12 protein-coding genes, 2 tRNA genes and 3 rRNA genes are annotated in these 21,231 nt (G+C 42.3%); 6 read left to right on the top strand and 11 right to left on the bottom strand.

Annotated elements, in window-relative coordinates; genetic code table 11:
• Nucleotides 1–4 precede the first annotated feature (4 nt).
• The 4 genes from ileS (at nt 5) to A3K93_RS12855 (ending at nt 4,530) form a co-directional block, all read left to right on the top strand.
• Nucleotides 5–2,851 carry an isoleucine--tRNA ligase gene (gene ileS, locus A3K93_RS12870; RefSeq protein WP_067731566.1) on the top strand — a complete coding sequence of 949 codons (2,847 nt, stop codon included), beginning with the start codon at nt 5–7 and terminating at the stop codon, nt 2,849–2,851.
• Nucleotides 2,844–3,383 (top strand): signal peptidase II, encoded by a 540-nt coding sequence (lspA, locus tag A3K93_RS12865; protein ID WP_067731565.1) that lies wholly within the window; start codon nt 2,844–2,846, stop codon nt 3,381–3,383. The genes ileS and lspA overlap by 8 nt, the downstream gene beginning before the upstream one ends.
• Nucleotides 3,376–3,858 (top strand): FKBP-type peptidyl-prolyl cis-trans isomerase, encoded by a 483-nt coding sequence (locus A3K93_RS12860; RefSeq protein WP_067731564.1) that lies wholly within the window; start codon nt 3,376–3,378, stop codon nt 3,856–3,858. Before lspA ends, A3K93_RS12860 begins: the two co-directional genes overlap by 8 nt.
• A 129-nt stretch (nt 3,859–3,987) precedes the next feature.
• The gene (locus tag A3K93_RS12855; protein ID WP_067731563.1) at nt 3,988–4,530 is read left to right on the top strand and encodes an NADPH-dependent FMN reductase; all 543 of its coding nucleotides are present in this window, start codon (nt 3,988–3,990) and stop codon (nt 4,528–4,530) included.
• A gap of 434 nt (nt 4,531–4,964) precedes the next feature.
• On the opposite strand, the gene A3K93_RS12850 is transcribed toward A3K93_RS12855, so the two are convergent.
• The 8 genes from A3K93_RS12850 to A3K93_RS12815 form a co-directional block, all read right to left on the bottom strand.
• Complete coding sequence (locus A3K93_RS12850; RefSeq protein ID WP_067731562.1) at nt 4,965–6,143, bottom strand: PQQ-dependent sugar dehydrogenase; 1,179 nt, start codon at nt 6,141–6,143, stop codon at nt 4,965–4,967.
• A 131-nt stretch (nt 6,144–6,274) separates the two neighbouring features.
• The gene (locus tag A3K93_RS12845) at nt 6,275–8,029 is read right to left on the bottom strand and encodes a sensor domain-containing diguanylate cyclase (protein ID WP_157883281.1); all 1,755 of its coding nucleotides are present in this window, start codon (nt 8,027–8,029) and stop codon (nt 6,275–6,277) included.
• A 244-nt stretch (nt 8,030–8,273) separates the two neighbouring features.
• Nucleotides 8,274–8,388, bottom strand: a 5S ribosomal RNA gene (rrf, locus tag A3K93_RS12840).
• Nucleotides 8,389–8,625: 237 nt separating this feature from the next.
• Nucleotides 8,626–11,519, bottom strand: a 23S ribosomal RNA gene (locus tag A3K93_RS12835).
• Between the two features lie 414 nt (nt 11,520–11,933).
• A tRNA-Ala gene (locus tag A3K93_RS12830) sits at nt 11,934–12,009 on the bottom strand.
• Between the two features lie 43 nt (nt 12,010–12,052).
• A tRNA-Ile gene (locus tag A3K93_RS12825) sits at nt 12,053–12,129 on the bottom strand.
• Between the two features lie 61 nt (nt 12,130–12,190).
• Nucleotides 12,191–13,728 (bottom strand): 16S ribosomal RNA (locus A3K93_RS12820).
• Together the 16S, 23S and 5S rRNA genes with 2 tRNA genes alongside form the textbook arrangement of a ribosomal RNA operon.
• Nucleotides 13,729–14,195: 467 nt before the next feature.
• Nucleotides 14,196–14,468: a hypothetical protein gene (locus tag A3K93_RS12815; RefSeq protein WP_067731560.1), complete on the bottom strand. Its 273-nt coding sequence runs from the start codon at nt 14,466–14,468 to the stop codon at nt 14,196–14,198.
• A gap of 218 nt (nt 14,469–14,686) precedes the next feature.
• Here A3K93_RS12815 and A3K93_RS12810 point away from each other — a divergent pair, with 218 nt between their 5' ends.
• Nucleotides 14,687–15,289: a YczE/YyaS/YitT family protein gene (locus A3K93_RS12810; RefSeq protein ID WP_067731559.1), complete on the top strand. Its 603-nt coding sequence runs from the start codon at nt 14,687–14,689 to the stop codon at nt 15,287–15,289.
• Nucleotides 15,290–15,664: 375 nt separating this feature from the next.
• On the opposite strand, the gene tyrS is transcribed toward A3K93_RS12810, so the two are convergent.
• A complete protein-coding gene (tyrS, locus tag A3K93_RS12805; RefSeq protein WP_171255114.1) occupies nt 15,665–16,897 on the bottom strand; it encodes a tyrosine--tRNA ligase in 1,233 nt (410 codons plus the stop codon).
• Nucleotides 16,898–16,960: 63 nt separating this feature from the next.
• Between tyrS and A3K93_RS12800 the strand changes: the two genes are divergently transcribed.
• Nucleotides 16,961–18,088: an anhydro-N-acetylmuramic acid kinase gene (locus A3K93_RS12800; protein WP_067731557.1), complete on the top strand. Its 1,128-nt coding sequence runs from the start codon at nt 16,961–16,963 to the stop codon at nt 18,086–18,088.
• A gap of 73 nt (nt 18,089–18,161) precedes the next feature.
• Here A3K93_RS12800 and A3K93_RS12795 read toward each other — a convergent pair whose 3' ends face one another.
• Together A3K93_RS12795 and A3K93_RS12785 are read right to left on the bottom strand one after the other, a co-directional pair.
• Nucleotides 18,162–19,445: a lytic murein transglycosylase gene (locus A3K93_RS12795; RefSeq protein ID WP_067731556.1), complete on the bottom strand. Its 1,284-nt coding sequence runs from the start codon at nt 19,443–19,445 to the stop codon at nt 18,162–18,164.
• A 637-nt stretch (nt 19,446–20,082) separates the two neighbouring features.
• Nucleotides 20,083–21,204, bottom strand: a complete 1,122-nt coding sequence (locus A3K93_RS12785) for a 5-(carboxyamino)imidazole ribonucleotide synthase (protein WP_067731554.1) — start codon at nt 21,202–21,204, stop codon at nt 20,083–20,085.
• Nucleotides 21,205–21,231 lie beyond the last annotated feature (27 nt).

Below are 21,231 nucleotides of genomic sequence, written 5' to 3'. Positions count from 1 at the left end.
TTGCATGAGCGATAAGCAAACTCCTGAAAATGCAGTGGACTATAAAGCCACGCTGAACCTCCCAGGTACTGAATTTGCAATGAAAGCAAATTTGGCAGTACGTGAAGCGAAATGGTTAGAAGAGTGGTATGCCGACAACATTTATCAGCAGATTCGTGCATCGCGTATTGGCAAGAAAAAATATGTATTGCATGACGGCCCTCCGTATGCAAATGGTCAAATCCATTTAGGCCATGCAGTCAACAAAGTGCTAAAAGACATTATCCTGAAAAGCCGTATTATGGATGGCTATGATGCGCCATACGTACCAGGTTGGGACTGTCACGGTCTTCCAATTGAACTGAAAGTTGAAGAAAAAGTTGGTAAAGTCGGTGCGAAAGTCGATGCTTCAACTTTCCGTAAAGCTTGCCGTGAATATGCGTACACCCAAGTTGAGCTTCAAAAGAAAGACTTCGTGCGTATGGGTGTGTTTGGTGACTGGGATAATCCGTACCTCACCATGAACTTCAAACAAGAAGCTGACATCGTACGTGCTTTAGGTGCAATTGCCAAAGCGGGTCATATCGAGCCAGGTTTGAAACCAGTCAACTGGTGTTTAGACTGTGGTTCATCACTCGCTGAAGCGGAAGTTGAATACGAAGATAAAAAATCGGACGCGATTGACGTTGGCTTTACCGTTGTAGACCTTGCTGACTTGTCTGCACGTTTGGGTATAACTGTTTCAGAATCGACTGATATCGTGATCTGGACCACAACACCTTGGACCTTGCCTGCCAACCAAGCAGTGGCTTTACATGCTGAGCTTGAGTATCAATTGGTTAAAGCAACAGGCGAAGAAAAAGCAGCTCAAAACTTTATTTTGGCTAAATCATTGGTTGAATCTGCAACTGAGCGTTATGGCTTTAACAGCGTTGAAGTGATCGCAGAATTTGCCGGTAGCAAATTGGAAAACTTAGTCCTACAACATCCATTAATTAGCGACCGCCAAGTGCCTGTGATCTTGGGTGAACACGTCACAGATGCAAGCGGTACAGGTGCAGTACATACCGCGCCAGGCCACGGTGTAGACGACTATAAAGTGGGTTTACAGTACAACCTTAAAGTGGATAACCCTGTTGGCGGTAATGGTGTGTATTTACCAACCTCACCGATCTTCCCGGGTGAGCACATCTATAAAGCCAATCCAAAAATTATTGCAGCACTGACTGAAAGCAATAAGCTTTGGGCACATAAGCCAATCAAACATAGTTACCCACACTGCTGGCGCCATAAAACACCAATTATCTTCCGTGCGACACCACAATGGTTTATCAGCATGGATGCTAAAGGTTTACGCCAAGGTGCATTGAACGCGATTGAAAATGATATCAGCTTCGTGCCAGATTGGGGTAAAAACCGTATTGAGGCCATGATCGAAGGTCGTCCGGACTGGTGTATCTCACGTCAACGTACATGGGGTGTGCCAATTCCATTCTTCGTGCATAAAGACACCAATGAATTGCACCCACGTACGCCTGAATTGATCGAAGAAGTTGCGAAACTCATCGAACAAGAAGGGATTGATGGTTGGTACAACCGTGATGCACGTGAGTTCATCGGTGATGACGCTGAACAATACAATGCGGTACGTGACACCTTAGACGTATGGTTCGACTCAGGAACAACCCACTACGCTGTGCTTCGTGAACGTGAAGAACTCCAAGACCCTGCTGATTTGTACCTTGAAGGTTCAGACCAACACCGTGGCTGGTTCCAATCATCATTGCTGACTTCAATGGCAATTAATGAACGTGCACCGTATAAAGGCTTGTTGACTCACGGCTTCGTAGTCGATGAAAAAGGCCGTAAGATGTCAAAATCCATCGGTAACGTGATCACACCGCAAGACATCATTAAAGATATGGGTGCAGACGGCTTACGTTTCTGGATTGCATCTTCGGATTACCGTTATGAAATGACTGCGGGTAAAGAAATCTTTAGCCGTGCCTCTGATGGTTACCGTCGTATCCGTAACACCTTACGTTTCTTACTTGCGAACTTGAATGGCTTCAAACCTTCAACAGATGCACTTCCTGTCGATCAATTGATCGCGCTTGATCAATACATCTTGCAACGTGCAGCTGAAGTTCAAGAAACCATTAAGAAAGCGTATGAAGATATGAACTTCCATATCGTCACAAGCGCACTCACCAACTTCTGTATTAACGACTTGGGTGGTTTCTACCTCGACATCATCAAAGACCGTCAATACACCACCAAAGCAGACTCTGCTGCACGTCATTCGGCACAAACTGCGTTGTATCACTTGGTACAAGCTTTCGTACGTTGGATGGCACCAATCTTGACCTTTACTGCGCAAGAAGCATGGCCACTGATTCCTGAGCAATCAGAGAAATATGTGTTCACTGCGGAATGGTATGACATTCCTGTGGCATCTAATGCAAACCTTGTATCTGAAGCTGAATGGCAAACTCTCATTGCAGTTAAATCTGCCGTGAACAAGTTTATTGAAGCTGCACGTGGTGCGAAAACTGTTGGTTCGAACTTGTCAGCAAAAGTTGAACTTTGGGCCAATGATGAGTTAAAAGCGGTACTGGATAAACTTGGTAACGAGCTTCGTTTCGTGCTGATTACCTCTCAAGTCATCGTGAATGGCTTTGATGCAGCACAAGGTGAAGCATCTGATCTTGAAGGCTTAAACGTGAAAGTATCGGCTGCAGATGGCGAAAAATGCGTACGTTGCTGGCATGTGCTTCCTGACGTAAATACTCATGCGTCACACCCAGGTCTATGCGGTCGTTGTATTATTAACTTACCTTCAGGCCAAGGCGAAGAGAGAAAATATGCCTAATCCACAACCTAAAAAGGGCTTATTCCAATTCTATCCACACAACCTCGTGTGGATCGGCTTATCCATTGTGTCCATTATTTTGGACCAATGGACCAAATGGATTGCCAGTGACAGTCTGAATTACGCAGAACCTGTACCTGTCCTGCCCTTTTTAAATTGGACATTGCTACATAACTATGGCGCTGCCTTTAGTTTCTTGTCCGATGCCGGTGGATGGCAACGTTATTTCTTTACTTCATTGGCAGGTTTAGTGTCTGTGGTGTTTGTATTTTGGCTGATGCGTATGCCTAAAAATGTGAAAGTATTACCGATTGCCATTGCTCTGATTCTGGGTGGTGCGATTGGTAATTTAATCGATCGCGTTTCACTCGGTTATGTGGTCGATTTTATTCATGTGTATTACAACAACAGCCACTTTCCTGCCTTTAATATTGCCGATAGTGCCATCACACTTGGGACTATCTTGCTCTTGATTGATACGTTCTTCCTTGAGAAAAAACGTATCCAAGCTGCGGAACAACAACATGACTGATTTTATTAATCCAAATGAAGACACTCGTATTGAAGATGGTGCAAAAGTAGATCTTCATTTCTCTGTTGCCATTGAAAATGGTGTTGAAATTGATAACACCCGTAGCCGTGCTGAGCCTGTAAGCCTTGTGATCGGTGACGGTAGCCTGTTACCTGGTTTTGAAAAAGCACTGTTTGGTTTACGCGCCGGTGACCGTCGTACCGTAAGTCTTCCTCCTGAAGATGCATTCGGTCCGTGGAACCCTGAAAACGTACAAAAATTCGATACGGTGAAGTTTGAAGAACGTCCAATCGAAGGTCATATGATCGAGTTTGAAGACAAAGCCAAACAAAGCTTATATGGCGTGGTCAAAACCGTTGGTGATGATATTACCGAAGTTGACTTTAACCACCCACTTGCAGGCAAAAACATTACCTTTGAAGTGGAAATCTTTAAAGTTACCCCTGCGGGCCAGCAAGGTGTGAAATTGATGTAAGTCTATGACTTTCAAGAAAGCGCCTTCGGGTGCTTTTTTATTCGCTGTAATCACAACGATACAAATCCAAACTATTCATAAGCTTAAAATCTGATTAATTTAAAATAATTCAAACGATCAGAGAAAAATATGAAAATTTATATTGTCGTCGGTAGTGTGCGTGAGGGACGTACAGCCATTAAAGTCGCCAATTGGGTACTCAATCAAATCCAAAGCTACCAATTCTCTACCTTAAATACAGAAATCGTAGATTTAAAAGAATGGGATTTACCGATTTTTACAGGTCCAAATCCGCCACTGACAGGCATCTATGATCAACCCAAACAGCAAGCATGGGCAGATAAAATTGCTCAAGGTGATGCATTTATTTTTATCAGTCCAGAATACAATCATGGCTATAGTCCTGCCCTTAAAAATGCACTCGATTACTTAGGCAAAGAATGGCAAGCTAAACCTGCGGCATATATCAGTTATGGCGGCAGCAATGGCTCTCGCTCGATTGATCAAATCCGACAAGTCGGTACACAACTTGGTTTAGTTGATACCAATGCCGTTATCGAGATTCGTGACATTTTCTCACGCAATAAAGATGAAACCTTCCAAGGCAATGATTTTGACAATAAAGCGCTGAAATCTGCGGTAGATAAACTCATTCAATATGTTAGTGCTTAGAATGATTTGGTTAAAGCTAGCATAAAAGCCATCTTTCCAAATCTTATAAAGTTTTGGTTTTAACAGGATTTTATAATAGATTTTTCAATGAAGAAGAATTTTTAAACATTCATGTAAGCATTTACTTACACAAGAAGCCGCTATTTGAGGCTAGTCGTAAAGAGGTAAAAAACTTATATTAATCACATAGCAAGACAGGATGTCTTGAAACAATAACAATAGATAAACAGCAGGAAGCTGATAGATATGACAGGAGTTGTATCTGTAATAAAAGATCCAAAAAACCTCGACAGGATGTCGGGGTTTTTTCTTATTTAGATATCGAAAAAATTATTTTCTTATAAAAAAATCGCTACCTAAACTCAATCTATTATCAAGTGAAATTTAAAAAATCCTCCATATCAGATGAAAGATTTTTTAATCAATTCATCTCGCTATTTAGCCGTAATTTTTAGTAGCTTCGCTTGAGGACCATCTTCAATTGCCCATAGTGAGCCATCATTGGCCTGTGTCAGCCCGCGTATACGTGCACCCATATCTAAGCGTTGAATCTCTTTGACAGGTGTCTGTGCAGTATCGACAATCACAATCGCTTGAGAAGACAATCCTGTCACCATGGCTTTATTTTGCCATTGAGGAAACACTGGGCCTGTATAGAACATTAAACTTGAAGGCGAAATCACCGGTGTCCAGTGCAATGCAGGTGCTTCAAATTCCGGTCGAGTATGATGGTTCGGGATAGGTTTACCATCGTAATGATCGCCATTAGAAACGATTGGATAACCATAATTTTTACCTTTCAGCACTTTATTGAGCTCATCTCCCCCTTTAGGTCCCATTTCCACCACCCAAAGCTGCCCTTCTGGATCAAAAGCTAAACCTAGCGGATTTCGATGTCCTAAGCTCCATACTTGCTGAGCGATCTTGCCCTGATTCATAAAGGGATTATTTTTCGGATTCGAACCATTATCATTTAAGCGAATAATTTTGCCTGCATTCGAATTCATATCCTGTGCAGGATCAAACTGTTGACGTTCACCCGAGCTTATCCATAACTTTTTAGCTGCATCAAAGGCAATTCGGTAACCATAATGACCCTGTCCTGAGGTAAATTTAGGAACCTGTGTCCAAATTTTCTCAATATTGGTCAATTGTGGTGTGCTTTGCTTTAAATCTAATTTTCCACGGATAACGACAGCACCGTAACCGCCCTGACCTTGTTCTGCATAACTGAGATAAACCCACTGATTTTTGGCAAAATCAGGATGCAGTTTAATATCCCCTAATCCACCTTGTCCGCCATACGCAACTTTAGGAAGCCCTGTTATCTCAGTTTTTTTCTGAGTTGATGGGTCATATAAAAATAACTTTCCTTTGCGTTCAGTAATGAGTAGATGACCATTTTCAAGCGATGTCACCGCCCAAGGCTCATCGAATACTGCTACTGTTTCAATTTTGTAGGACTGATTGACTGAAGTCGTTGTTTGCGTTGAATGTGCTGAGGAAGTGCTTGGGTTATTATTTGCTATAGTCTTATCTGGTGCATGACAAGCCGATAAACCATACGCAATAGAACCAAAACATAATAGTGTTGTTAGATGGATCGTCTTCATTGTTATTTTTTATCACGAAAAAACTTCTTTCCAATTTAGCAATAATTGCCCTTTCTACAAGTATAAAAAGGTGAGCAATCGTAAACTTTACCCAAACAGTATTCTTTAATAAATATGAAGTTAGTGGACATCTAACTGTTAATACAAGCTGAATCGCGCTGTTCTTTTGCCTTATACAGTTGTCGATCCGCTTCTTTCATTAGTTCAAATAGATCAGCATAAACATGCTGACAATCCATCACAGCCCCGCCAATACTAATCGTGACTATCGTTTTATGATCAGGACGATTGTGATGTTGCCAATTCTGCTGACGAATTTCCTCTAAACATTGGGCAGCTAAATCTGTAACTGTTTCAAATGAAAGATCACTGAAGATCACAGCAAACTCTTCACCACCATAACGAGCCAAGAAGGCATTGTCTGGTAAGATCTTTTGTAATGTTGTGACTAAATTCTTTAAAACGTCATCACCCTTTAGGTGCCCATACATATCATTATAATTTTTAAAGAAATCGACATCGATCATCAAAAATGCGAGTGTATGATGCAAGCGACATGCTTCTTCATATCGCTTTTTCACTTCTATATTAAGCGCATGACGGTTATAACTTCCCGTTAAAGCATCGGTCAGTACTTGTCGTTCCAACTTCTGATTGAGCTCTTCAACCGTACGTGTACGCTCTGCCACTTTGCGGTCTAGACTTTTATTCAACTGCAGTAGTTTGTAATTTAAATGCTCTGACTGAAAGCTTTTATTGGCATAGTCATAGCTGAGCTGGAAAGTAACGCAAATAAAATAAATGCATGAGGAATAAAATGCGATTTCAACCGAATCAATGAGCTTTAGACCCAATAAATAATCATGCAAAAAAGTCATGCACAATATAAAAATGGCAAATGCATTCACTTTAGAATAGTGGATTTTATTTTTATAGATTCTAAAAATAGATAAAATTAAATTCGCAAACAACACAAAACTAAAGATGAAACTTTTAAAGAAAACATCCTGAAAAATAACCGGCTGAAGACTCAAAGTCAGAACAATATTAATCACAATCAAGACTAAAGATGTTCTAAATATCCAGCGATGAATCAGATTCAGTGGCAACAAATACAAGTAGAAAACGAAAGAAATACTGGCTAATTCTGTAAGCAAATACTCAAATCTAGTTCCCCATAACCAGTTGATATTCGTAAATAAACTATATAAAAATGGAACAGCAAAGAAACTTCTAAAGCTAAAGAAAAGGATAAATAAGCTGAGGTATAGTAAAGGGTTTTTAAGGAAAGTCTGACGGCTTCGATACAACACAAATAACAGCATAAAGCTACCGGTCATAAAGAGCATACCGCTGGTCAAACTTAGTGGAATCACTTGACGATAGAATTGATGCAAAATAGGCTGGGTATAGCCCATATACATTTGGTTTTCTAAACCACCACGAATATGTTTAAAACTTGAAGCTTGAATTGTCAGTTCGACATCACGACGATCCGAGAAAAAAGAGGCTAGCTTCGGTGCCATCATGGTTTTATGCGAGTTTACATCACCCACCTGCCCCATTTTCGCGATCAAACGGCCATTTACATAAATTTCATACGCACCATATTGGTAGGGAACATAGACGTAAACCGTTTTACCAACCGCAGCCTCTGGTAGTAAAAAATGCTGTTGAAAAGAGCCTATACCATCTCTATTTCCAGTCAAATTTAGAAAAGAATTGGGTAATTCAACCGTTTCTGAGTCAGCTTCAAGCGCGTGATGGGGATAATTTGGAGTATAAATTAAAGTATTGGGATAATATTGCCATTGACCTGACAGTGATGTATTTCGATCTGTATTAAAATCGATCGGAATCGCTGCGTTTGCTAATGAATTCCACACAAAACCCAGCATAAAAAGAAGATATAAATGGGTGCGGAACATGCATCACATCACAACAAAATTTATGTGAACATTATACTATTGAAGCAAGCCAAATAATTGACCATTTATCTCTTAAGCAGCATATTCATTGCTTTTAATGTAACCAATACGAATAAGTGACTAGCTCATTTAATAAATAACTTTTCTTCCTGCATAAAAAAATCCCCCCTGCTATTGAGCTAGGGGGGATTTTGGAATAATGAGCTGGCGATGACTTACTCTCACATGGCAAATGCCACACTACCATCAGCGCTAAGAGGTTTCACTTCTGAGTTCGGGAAGGGATCAGGTGGTTCACTCTTGCTATTGTCGCCAGCACAACTGTTATGGACTTGTTCGGGTCTTATTACACGTTGTGTATGCCTTACTTCGTACCAAATAGAGTTCATTAACAGGGATACTTGAGTTGTGAGTGTAACATAAAGCGTAGCTTTATGCCTTGCACTCAGGCAAACGCTTTCGCGTTTGCTTATTCTTCGTTCATCTTTAGCGTTAACTAAATCAAGTTATTGTGATGATGATTTGATCAACAACACCAACTGTTTGGGTGTTGTATAGTCAAGCCTCACGAGCAATTAGTATTGGTCAGCTTCATGCGTCACCGCACTTCCACATCCAACCTATCAACGTCGTAGTCTTCAACGGCTCTTTAGGAGACATAAAGTCTCGGGGAAATCTTATCTTGAGGTAGGCTTCCCGCTTAGATGCTTTCAGCGGTTATCCCTTCCGAACATAGCTACCCGGCGATGCGACTGGCGTCACAACCGGTACACCAGAGGTTCGTCCACTCTGGTCCTCTCGTACTAGGAGCAGATCCTCTCAAATTTCCAACGCCCACGGTAGATAGGGACCGAACTGTCTCACGACGTTCTAAACCCAGCTCGCGTACCTCTTTAAATGGCGAACAGCCATACCCTTGGGACCTGCTTCAGCCCCAGGATGAGATGAGCCGACATCGAGGTGCCAAACACCGCCGTCGATATGAACTCTTGGGCGGTATCAGCCTGTTATCCCCAGAGTACCTTTTATCCGTTGAGCGATGGCCCTTCCATACAGAACCACCGGATCACTAAGACCTACTTTCGTACCTGCTCGACTTGTGGGTCTCGCAGTTAAGCGCGCTTTTGCCTTTATACTCTACGCGTGATTTCCGACCACGCTGAGCGCACCTTCGTACTCCTCCGTTACTCTTTAGGAGGAGACCGCCCCAGTCAAACTACCCACCAGACATGGTCCTCGTCCCGGATTACGGGACAGAGTTAGAACCTCAATATTACCAGGGTGGTATTTCAAGATTGGCTCCATCGCAACTAGCGTCACGACTTCAAAGCCTCCCACCTATCCTACACAAGTAAGATCAAAGTTCAATGTCAAGCTGCAGTAAAGGTTCACGGGGTCTTTCCGTCTAGCCGCGGGTACACCGCATCTTCACGGCGATTTCGATTTCACTGAGCCTCTGCTGGAGACAGCGCCCCCATCATTATGCCATTCGTGCAGGTCGGAACTTACCCGACAAGGAATTTCGCTACCTTAGGACCGTTATAGTTACGGCCGCCGTTTACTGGGGCTTCGATCAATAGCTTCGCTTGCGCTAACCACATCAATTAACCTTCCAGCACCGGGCAGGCATCACACCCTATACGTCCACTTTCGTGTTTGCAGAGTGCTATGTTTTTAATAAACAGTTGCAGGGGCCTGGTTTCTGTGGCTGCTCTCAGCTCAGGAAGCAAGTTCCATCACCAAAAGCAGCGTACCTTCTCCCGAAGTTACGGTACCATTTTGCCTAGTTCCTTCAGCAGAGTTCTCTCAAGCGCTTTGGTCTACTCGACCTGACCACCTGTGTCGGTTTCGGGTACGATTCCTGTTTAACTGAAGCTTAGAGACTTTTCCTGGAAGTATGGTATCAGCCACTTCGCTGTACAAGTACAGCTTGCTATCAACTCTCAGCATAGAGCACCCCGGATTTGCCTAAGATGCATGCCTACTGTCTTCCACCTGGACAACCAACGCCAGGCTGACTTAACCTTCTCCGTCCTCTCATCGCATTAAACAGAAGTATTGGAATATTAACCAATTTCCCATCGACTACGCCTCTCGGCCTCGCCTTAGGGGTCGACTCACCCAGCCCCGATTAACGTTGGACTGGAACCCTTGGTCTTTCAGCGAACGGGTTTTTCACCCGTTTTATCGTTACTCACGTCAGCATTCGCACTTCTGATACCTCCAGCAGACTTCTCAATCCACCTTCATCGGCTTACAGAACGCTCCCCTACCACTTGCAATAAATTGCAAATCCGCAGCTTCGGCATATAGTTTTAGCCCCGTTACATCTTCCGCGCAGGCCGACTCGACTAGTGAGCTATTACGCTTTCTTTAAAGGGTGGCTGCTTCTAAGCCAACCTCCTAGCTGTCTATGCCTTCCCACATCGTTTCCCACTTAACTATAATTTAGGGGCCTTAGCTGGCGGTCTGGATTGTTTTCCTCTTGACTACGGACGTTAGCACCCGCAGTCTGTCTCCCGGATAGTACTCATTGGTATTCGGAGTTTGCATCGGTTTGGTAAGTCGGGATGACCCCCTAGCCGAAACAGTGCTCTACCCCCAATGGTATTCGTCCGAGGCGCTACCTAAATAGCTTTCGGGGAGAACCAGCTATCACCGAGTTTGATTAGCCTTTCACCCCTATCCACAAGTCATCCCCTGGCTTTTCAACGACAGTGGGTTCGGTCCTCCAGTTAGTGTTACCCAACCTTCAACCTGCTCATGGATAGATCACCCGGTTTCGGGTCTACACCCAGCAACTAAACGCCCTATTAAGACTCGGTTTCCCTACGGCTCCCCTATACGGTTAACCTCGCTACTGAATGTAAGTCGCTGACCCATTATACAAAAGGTACGCAGTCACATCACGAAGATGCTCCCACTGCTTGTATGCATGCGGTTTCAGGATCTATTTCACTCCCCTCACAGGGGTTCTTTTCGCCTTTCCCTCACGGTACTGGTTCACTATCGGTCAGTCAGGAGTATTTAGCCTTAGAGGATGGTCCCCCTATATTCAGACAAGGTTTCACGTGCCTCGCCCTACTCGACATCATCATATAAGCCCTTTCGTGTACAGGACTATCACCATCTATGGTCGCACTTCCCAGAGCGTTCCACTAAAGCTTATATGACTTAATGGGCTGATCCCCGTTCGCTCGCCGCTACTGAGGGAATCTCAATTGATTTCTTTTCCTAAGGGTACTGAGATGTTTCACTTCCCCTCGTTTGCCTCATTAACCTATGTATTCAGTTAATGATACCTACCTTATGGTAAGTGGGTTTCCCCATTCAGAAATCTCCGGATCACAGGATATTTGCCGCCTCCCCGGAGCTTATCGCAGGCTATTACGTCTTTCATCGCCTCTGACTGCCAAGGCATCCACCACATGCACTTAATTACTTGACTATACAACCCCAAACAGTCGATCAATCCTACAAGTAGATCAACCAACAAGTCCTAAGACTCACAGTTCGTTGTTTGTGTACTTAAACACTGTACAGCTTCAATCAAATTCACATACCAAAACGCTTGATTCAGTTTAATCGCTAGTACTCATTAATCTTTAAACAATTGCTTGTTTAAGTCTTAACGAGTATGAACAAATTATTTCAACTCAAATATATTCTGTTAATGATTTAATGCATCTTCGTCAGATTGCATTACTGTGATAAATCACAGAGATTATCAAGTGGTGCGTATCATAACGCTTCTACTTGTTAATCTCTAGGATCTAATCACTTGATCGCTTAGGAACTAAACATTCATCTTACTGAATGGTTATTCTTAACTCATTCTACTTAAATCTGATGATTTAAGTGATGGTGGAGACTAGGAGAGTCGAACTCCTGACCTCCTGCGTGCAAAGCAGGCGCTCTACCAACTAAGCTAAGTCCCCAGCTTATCAATAAGTCAATGTATCGATTACTGTCTATTGCAGATGGTGGGTCTGACAAGACTTGAACTTGTGACCCCACGCTTATCAAGCGTGTGCTCTAACCAACTGAGCTACAGACCCTCAGATACATCGTCATGAAGAACAACTTGTTGTGGATTCTTACCAATCGTCAATCTTTCGTTAAGGAGGTGATCCAGCCGCAGGTTCCCCTACGGCTACCTTGTTACGACTTCACCCCAGTCATCGGCCACACCGTGGTAAGCGTCCTCCCTAAGGTTAGACTACCTACTTCTGGTGCAACAAACTCCCATGGTGTGACGGGCGGTGTGTACAAGGCCCGGGAACGTATTCACCGCGGCATTCTGATCCGCGATTACTAGCGATTCCGACTTCATGGAGTCGAGTTGCAGACTCCAATCCGGACTACGATCGGCTTTTTGAGATTAGCATCCTATCGCTAGGTAGCAACCCTTTGTACCGACCATTGTAGCACGTGTGTAGCCCTGGTCGTAAGGGCCATGATGACTTGACGTCGTCCCCGCCTTCCTCCAGTTTGTCACTGGCAGTATCCTTAAAGTTCCCACCCGAAGTGCTGGCAAATAAGGAAAAGGGTTGCGCTCGTTGCGGGACTTAACCCAACATCTCACGACACGAGCTGACGACAGCCATGCAGCACCTGTATGTAAGCTCCCGAAGGCACCAATCCATCTCTGGAAAGTTCTTACTATGTCAAGACCAGGTAAGGTTCTTCGCGTTGCATCGAATTAAACCACATGCTCCACCGCTTGTGCGGGCCCCCGTCAATTCATTTGAGTTTTAGTCTTGCGACCGTACTCCCCAGGCGGTCTACTTATCGCGTTAGCTGCGCCACTAAAGCCTCAAAGGCCCCAACGGCTAGTAGACATCGTTTACGGCATGGACTACCAGGGTATCTAATCCTGTTTGCTCCCCATGCTTTCGCACCTCAGTGTCAGTATTAGGCCAGATGGCTGCCTTCGCCATCGGTATTCCTCCAGATCTCTACGCATTTCACCGCTACACCTGGAATTCTACCATCCTCTCCCATACTCTAGCCAACCAGTATCGAATGCAATTCCCAAGTTAAGCTCGGGGATTTCACATTTGACTTAATTGGCCACCTACGCGCGCTTTACGCCCAGTAAATCCGATTAACGCTTGCACCCTCTGTATTACCGCGGCTGCTGGCACAGAGTTAGCCGGTGCTTATTCTGCGAGTAACGTCCACTCTCTGTAGGTATTATCTACAGGAGCCTCCTCCTCGCTTAAAGTGCTTTACAACCAAAAGGCCTTCTTCACACACGCGGCATGGCTGGATCAGGGTTCCCCCCATTGTCCAATATTCCCCACTGCTGCCTCCCGTAGGAGTCTGGGCCGTGTCTCAGTCCCAGTGTGGCGGATCATCCTCTCAGACCCGCTACAGATCGTCGCCTTGGTAGGCCTTTACCCCACCAACTAGCTAATCCGACTTAGGCTCATCTATTAGCGCAAGGTCCGAAGATCCCCTGCTTTCCCCCGTAGGGCGTATGCGGTATTAGCAGCCGTTTCCAACTGTTGTCCCCCACTAATAGGCAGATTCCTAAGTATTACTCACCCGTCCGCCGCTAGGAATCAGTAGCAAGCTACCTATCCCCGCTCGACTTGCATGTGTTAAGCCTGCCGCCAGCGTTCAATCTGAGCCATGATCAAACTCTTCAGTTTAAAATCAGTAGCACCTTAAAGGGTGCCAATCTTGGCTCATCAATTTTCTGACAAATATTTCTCAAATAAACTTCGAGTAATTTCTACCATCAATCAATGAAAATAATTTCGATCAATCAACCAGTAAAAATCCACACAAGTTGTTCTTCATAATCTCTTAATGATCTTTCTAACATCTCGTCAATGCTAGAAGCTGGACTCGAACACTTTACAACTTAACGCTTCGCGTTTCGTTCGTACCGTGTATCTCGTCGGTATGGGTGCATTCTAGAGGATTTCAGAATCATTGCAACCCCCAATTCACTATATTTTTCACGTATGTATCTTTTTTCTACAAAAAACGTGAAAAAAATGCTTTTTTACCTGTTTTTTACTCATTTTTATGAAAATTTATCGTTTTATTTTCTGATTTACCTTTTTTCTTTTTATTTCACCATGACATCATTAAGCGTTTTTAGGTCTTAATCCTATTTGTTTTTAAATAAGTGATACATCACTTCCTCTATCACCTGTTTTTTACCCATAAAATTCTCCCCTGCGAAAAATAGCTTTGCTCGTTTTGGTAATTGTTCCTGTACTAAGGCAAAAAGTTGGTACATCGCATCCATTTCAAGCTGTTCAAACTTTTCCAATATAGCTGGGTAGCTATTGCTTTTATGTTCTGAAAGTTCACAACCAAATAAATACGCCATAATTTGCTGAATTTCGAAGTCTTGATTATTGGTATCGTAAGCTTGCATCACACCCTCTTTAATTCTTATTTTACTCAACTACTAGTAAGTCTTAAAAATTAGACGATTTTTGTTGAAATTTCATCCATCTTTTATAAACTGCAGCATTCATCTTTTTTTCTGCTCATTTTCATTCATCAAGCAGCATTACATTATTTATAAAGAAACTATATATGCCTGTGTTCTTATTCCCCCGCCTTAGCCTTTTATTTTTAGCACTGACACTTATGGCTTTTGGCGTTGTCCTATCTATTCATTCTCACCTTGGTACTTCACCGATCTCATCAGTTCCGTATAGTTTTAGTTTTATTATCGATTTGAGCGTGGGACAACTCACCATTTTACTTCATATCATCATGATCCTTACTCAAGCACTTTTGCTTGGCAAAAGTTTTCAGTGGTATCAATACCTCCAACTTCCTATTGGGATCGCTTTTGGTGGCCTCATAGATGCTTTAATGTGGCTAACCAATAGCTGGAGCATCCAAGCCTATAGTCTGCAACTTGTATTATGCCTATTGAGCTGCGTTGTCACCGCAATTGGCGTTTTTCTCATGGTCAAAGCCAATCTGATCTTTTTGGCGGGTGAAGGGCTTTATAGTGCTATTTCGCAACGTTTTAAGATTGAGTTTGGTAAATGCAAAATCTATGGCGATATTGCTTTAGTCATGATTGCAGTAATCGCAGGTTTAAGCTGCTTAGGAAAAGTGATTGGTGTCCGTGAAGGTACATTTATCTGTGCACTTTCTGTCGGCTATATTGTGCGACTCTTACTTGCCAATGTACATATCTTAAAGTTTGAATCAAAACCTAAACCTACGGAAAATTAAAATAAAGTAGGTTTACAGCAAATAAAAAAGGAAGAGATCTCTCCCAAAATCTCTCCCTTAGAATTGAATCTTTACTCGATCCAGCTATGTCATTGTTATAGTTATCTGTTAAATCTTAAAAAAAGTCCCTTGGGGAAGAGACTATTAAATTGTGGAGTCTTGTTATATCCCACTACCCTCTAGATGTTACAAAACGGTATCTCTAGATGAATAAATCTTATACACAATATTTTAGAAACGCAAGCCATTAGGAAAATTTAATTATTGTTTTTATAAGGTTTTTTTTGAATTTACTTATTTGTAATATTAATATAGAACATCATAAAAAAAAAGCAGACCGAAGCCTGCTTTTATTTCAATAACTTATGTAGGTTTTTAATCTACGAAGGTTACTTTTGCGATCGCTTTTTTACTTGCTTGCACAATCAAAGTTACTTTTTCTTTAACAGAATAAGACGTATCGACTGCTTTCCAGTCTACTTTTACAGCACCACGACCTAATGCATCTTTCGCTTGTGCAGAGTTTTTAGTCAAACCAGCTTCACGCAAGATTGAAGTAATGAAAATTTCACCGCCAAACTCAGACAATGAAATGGTTACTTCAGGTGTACCTTCTGGCAATTCACCTTCAGTAATGATGTTCCCTGCACCTTTATGAGCATGTGCAGCAGCTTCCGCACCATGGAAACGTTCGACTAATTCAAGCGCAAGAATCTTTTTCACTTCTTGTGGGTTACGACCTTCTGCCACTTCTTTCAACAACTGTTGAATTTCAGCCACTGTTTTGAAGCTGAGCAAATCGAAATAACGCTCAATCAACGAATCAGGCATTGAAAGTACTTTTTGGTACATTGCACCCGGTGCATCAAATACACCAATATAGTTACCTAAAGATTTAGACATTTTATTTACGCCATCTAAACCTTCAAGAATTGGCACAGTAATACACACTTGTGGTTCTTGATCATAACGACCTTGAAGCGTACGACCCATCAACAAGTTGAAGGTCTGGTCTGTACCACCAAGTTCAACGTCAGCTTGCAAAGCAATTGAGTCATAACCCTGTACCAATGGATACAAGAATTCATGAATTGCGATGGGCTGATGATTGTTATAACGCTTAGTAAAGTCATCACGTTCAAGCATACGCGCAACAGTTTGCTGCGATGCCAATTGAATTAAATCAGCTGCAGTCTTTTGACCAAACCACTCTGAGTTAAACACCACTTTGGTTTTTGCCGGATCAAGAATTTTAAACACTTGTTCTTGATAAGTTTTGGCATTTTCAAGCACTTGTTCACGTGACAAAGGTGGACGTGTTGCACTTTTACCAGTCGGGTCACCGATCATGGCAGTATAGTCACCAATCAAGAAGTAAACTTCATGACCCAAGTCTTGGAAAACTTTAAGTTTATTAATAAGAACTGTATGACCTAAATGTAGATCAGGCGCTGTAGGGTCAAAACCCGCTTTAATTTTTAATGGGCGATTCTGTTTTAATTTCTTCAGAAGATCTTCTTCAGAAATAATCTCATGTGTGCCTCGTTGGATGAGGGCAAGTTGTTCTTCAGCCGGCAGGAAATTTGACATCACAAAATCCAAATAGATCAGTTATACAATTTGTGCGATATACTAACACTTTTTCAGCACATTGCAGGCTTAAGAATCATCATGACAGCGATCTATATTGGGGTAATGACCGGCACAAGCATGGATGGTGTCGATATTGTTGCTGCTTCTTTTGATCCCTTGCATCTACATGCCACACTGACACTTGCTTTCGATCCTGACTTACGCAACGAACTCATGGCACTAACATTGCCCGATGACAATGAGATTGATCGCATGGGCAAAGCTGATGTTGCACTAGCTAAAATGATTGGTCATGGCATCAATGAGCTGATTGAGAAAAACAACCTAGACCGTAGCCAAATTAAAGCCATTGGCTCACACGGGCAAACGATTCGCCATCGCCCTGAACATGCTTTTACCCTACAAATTGGCGATCCCAATATCATTACAGAAATCACCCAGATTCCAGTGATTTCAGATTTCCGTCGTCGTGATCTCGCCGCTGGTGGTCAAGGCGCACCGCTTGTACCCGCTTTCCATCAAGATATTTTCCAACATGAAAGCATTCACCGCGTGATTTTGAATTTAGGCGGTATCGCCAATGTCAGCTTATTACCTGCAGGTCAACCTGACAAAGTTTATGGATTTGATACGGGTCCTGCCAATATTCTAATGGATGCTTGGTGTGAGCGTTATACCGGTCAGCCTTATGATGAAAATGGTAATTGGGCCGCTTACGGCACCCCGATTCGCAGCTTACTCGACCGCTTACAAGCGCACGAATTCTTCTCTAAAGAACCACCTAAAAGTACAGGTCGTGAAGACTTTAATTTGGAATGGTTAGATGAGCAGATTTTAGATTGGCGCAGCGATTTAGAATATGACGAGCTTGAAGATACCCCTGAAAACGTGCAAGCAACCTTAATGAAGCTCACTACGCGTGCCATTAAAAAAGCCATTTACCGTTCTGGCATGGACACAGGTGAAGTCTATGTCTGTGGTGGCGGTGCGTATAACTCACATTTACTAGAACAATTGCGCTGGCGTTTACGTAAACACAATTGGAGTGTACAAACTACGGCTGATTTAGGTCTCAATCCTACATGGGTCGAAGGTACTGCGTTTGCATGGCTGGCAATGCGCTTTATGAATCAACTTAGCGGCAATTTGCCCGCCGTGACAGGTGCATCAGGCTATCGTGTTCTTGGTACGATTACTTCGGTTTAACTTCTGCAACTCTTTATTAATTAAAATAAAAAGGTCTGTTTAAACAGACCTTTTTTGTTTTTTATACTTTGAATTAACGCATCAAGGTTTTGGCATGTTCATTACGAAAAGCACGTAAAATTTGCTGTCCTGCCCGCCCTGTTGGATTTAACCCTAAACGAATTTGCTCCTGTCGAATGGCTTGACGAGACTTGTCACCAATCAAACCATCCACTTCACCAATATCGTAGCCTTTTTTCAATAAATATTGTTGAATCTCACGACGTTCGGCACGCGATGTGCCTGCATCATCTGTTGGCCATGATTGCATGAAGCCATTTTTACCTTGTAAGCGGTCTGATAAATGTGCAATCGCTAAAGCATAACTTTCAGCAGCGTTATAACTATAGATTGCATCAAAATTTTTGAAGACTAAAAACACAGGACCATTTTGTCCTGCAGGCGTCATCAGTCCGGCCTGTGAAGATTCAATTAAATTACCTTGAATTAAAGCAGAACCATCAGCACGCGTCAGACCTTGATTTACCCAGGTGCTTAAAGCTTTTTTATTACGTCGACCCTCACCAGAAATAGAGACACCTTCAGGCAACTTTACTTCAAAACCCCATGGCTCTCCTGTTTGCCAACCGCGCTTTTTTAAGAAATTGGCTGTAGATGCCAAAGCATCTGGAATACTTGCGACCAAATCACGGCGACCATCGCCATCAAAGTCCACTGCGAGTTCATCATAAGTCGACGGCATAAACTGAGTATGACCAAATGCACCGGCCCACGAACCTTTCAATTGTTCTTCACGAACATCACCACGTTGTAATAATTTTAAAGTGGTAAAGAATTCACCACGGAAGAAACTTTGCCGACGACCTTCACAGCTTAACGTACCCAACGCTTGTAACAATGGATATTTACCTGAAATATCCCCATAGTTACTTTCCACACCCCACACCGCCACAATAACTTCTGCTGGTACACCATAGCGTGCAGAAACACGATTTAGCACCTCACGATGCTGTTGTAATTTTTGTTTGCCGAGCTGCACACGCTCTTCATCGACTAAACCGGATAAATAATCCCAAATTGGCGTTGAGAACTCAGGTTGATAATTCAGCTTCTCCAGCACTGAATAATCTGGGCTTAAATTTTGTGTATAGCGTTGATACGTTGTGCTACTGACACCACGAGCAAGCGCTTGTGATTGAAGATTTGCCAAACACGTCTGAAATGATGATGAAGATGCTTTCGGCAATGATGAAGACATCTCAGCCGAACTTAATCGCTGACCATTGATAATCAGTTCTGCTTGGGCTTCCGCACCCACCAACAATAAACCACCCAAAATAAGTGCAAGCCTTTGCATAAAACCCTTTCATCATTGATTTTGAATTATGGTTTTACCTTAGCAGCTCACTCCAAAAAGAAAAGCATCTGAACGTAAATTTAAATTCATAATTTGTGCACATTTGAATTTATTTCTTATTTTTAAATTTAAAAAGTTATCCACACCTATGTTTTAAATTCATATTTTGAGATTTTTGAATTTAAATTTAAAACTTCATTTATCTGCTTTAAATTCAAAAAAACAAATTATGGATAAGATACAATTAAAAACAGTAATTCAAAGTCTTAGAGAACGAATTTAAAACTTCAGAAAGTTCCCTGTTAATTTAAATTCAAACTTTGAATTCGTATAGAGGATTTGAATTTAAATTCATAATTTTAAATTTATTGTTCTTTGAATTTATTTCACAGATTTTAAATTCATTTTTGAATTTAAAACTTTTACCATCTTTTAAATTCAAACTATTGATCTGCGATTGATTCGGATTTTTCTTTATTAATTTATAATCAATTGTATATTTTACAAGCAATTGAAAAACATCAAAATCCGATAAAAGGAATGAGTCAATTTTCAAAGAGGCGCAATCATGCCTGAATCAAGACAAATAAAAAAGCGACCACAGGTGTGATCGCTTTATTTATCGGCATTCTAGAACTTAGATGATCATATCTTCGCTCAGCGCCAATGAATTCGGTAAAATTTTCGCCAATTGACGGCACAAAGTCGTCAATTCAGCGCTGTCATTCGGCATTAAAGTAATGTGACCAATCTTACGACCTTCACGCTCTGACTTGTTATACAGATGCAAATGCGCACCGTCTAAAGCCAATACATCTTCAGTCTTGGGATGCTGACCAATGATATTCACCAAAACGCTTGGACGAATAATCTCAGTTGAACCAAGTGGTAAGCCTGCTACAGCACGAATATGGTTTTCAAACTGAGAACACACTGCACCTTCAATCGACCAGTGACCAGAGTTATGCACACGTGGCGCCATCTCATTGGCATATAAACCTTTTTCTGTCACAAACAGCTCAAGCGTCAACACACCAACATAGTTCAAATGATTGAGTAGGCGAGTGATGTAGTCCTGTGCCACAGGTTGTAAATCTGCGCTATTTGGCGCAGGAACAATCGAGTGCGACAAAATGCCATTATGATGATGGTTTTCAGCAAGTGGCCAGGTTTTCACATCCCCATTTTGACCACGGACTGCAATAATCGACACTTCACGTGAAAAAGTCACAAAGCTTTCTGCAATGAGTTCACCCGCAGGACCGAGTTCCGCCCATGCTTGATCGATTTGATCTGCTGTACGCAGGACAAACTGACCTTTACCATCGTAACCGCCACGTGAGGTTTTCAGTACGATAGGCAAACCGAGTTCAGCCACAGCGCTTTGCAAGCCCTCAAGTGAAGTCACTGCTTTATACGGTGCAACAGGAATATCGAGTTCATCAAACAAGGCTTTTTCAGATAAGCGATGCTGTGCAATTGCTAACGCCTGACGCGGTGGATGCAATGTTTTGCTTTGAGTCAGCACATCTACATCCGCGAGTGGCGTATTTTCAAACTCCAGCGAAAATACATCTGCACTGTTGATGAAATCTTGTAAACCGTTTTCAGCTTTGGTCGAAATCACAGGACCTAGAGCAGCTGAAGGGCAGTCGGTACTTGCTTCAAAGAAGGTACATTGAATGTTAAGTGGCAATGCTGCTTGCGCCATCATGCGACCCAACTGACCACCACCAAAAATACCAATGGTTTTATCCATGAGAATCTTTCCTTATTTCAGCAATGA

Origin of the sequence: Acinetobacter sp. NCu2D-2, assembly GCF_001647675.1 — a bacterium.
Taxonomy (GTDB): domain Bacteria; phylum Pseudomonadota; class Gammaproteobacteria; order Pseudomonadales; family Moraxellaceae; genus Acinetobacter.
The sequence above is the reverse complement of the archived record's forward strand: the minus strand, read 5'-3'. Positions and strand labels throughout refer to the sequence as shown.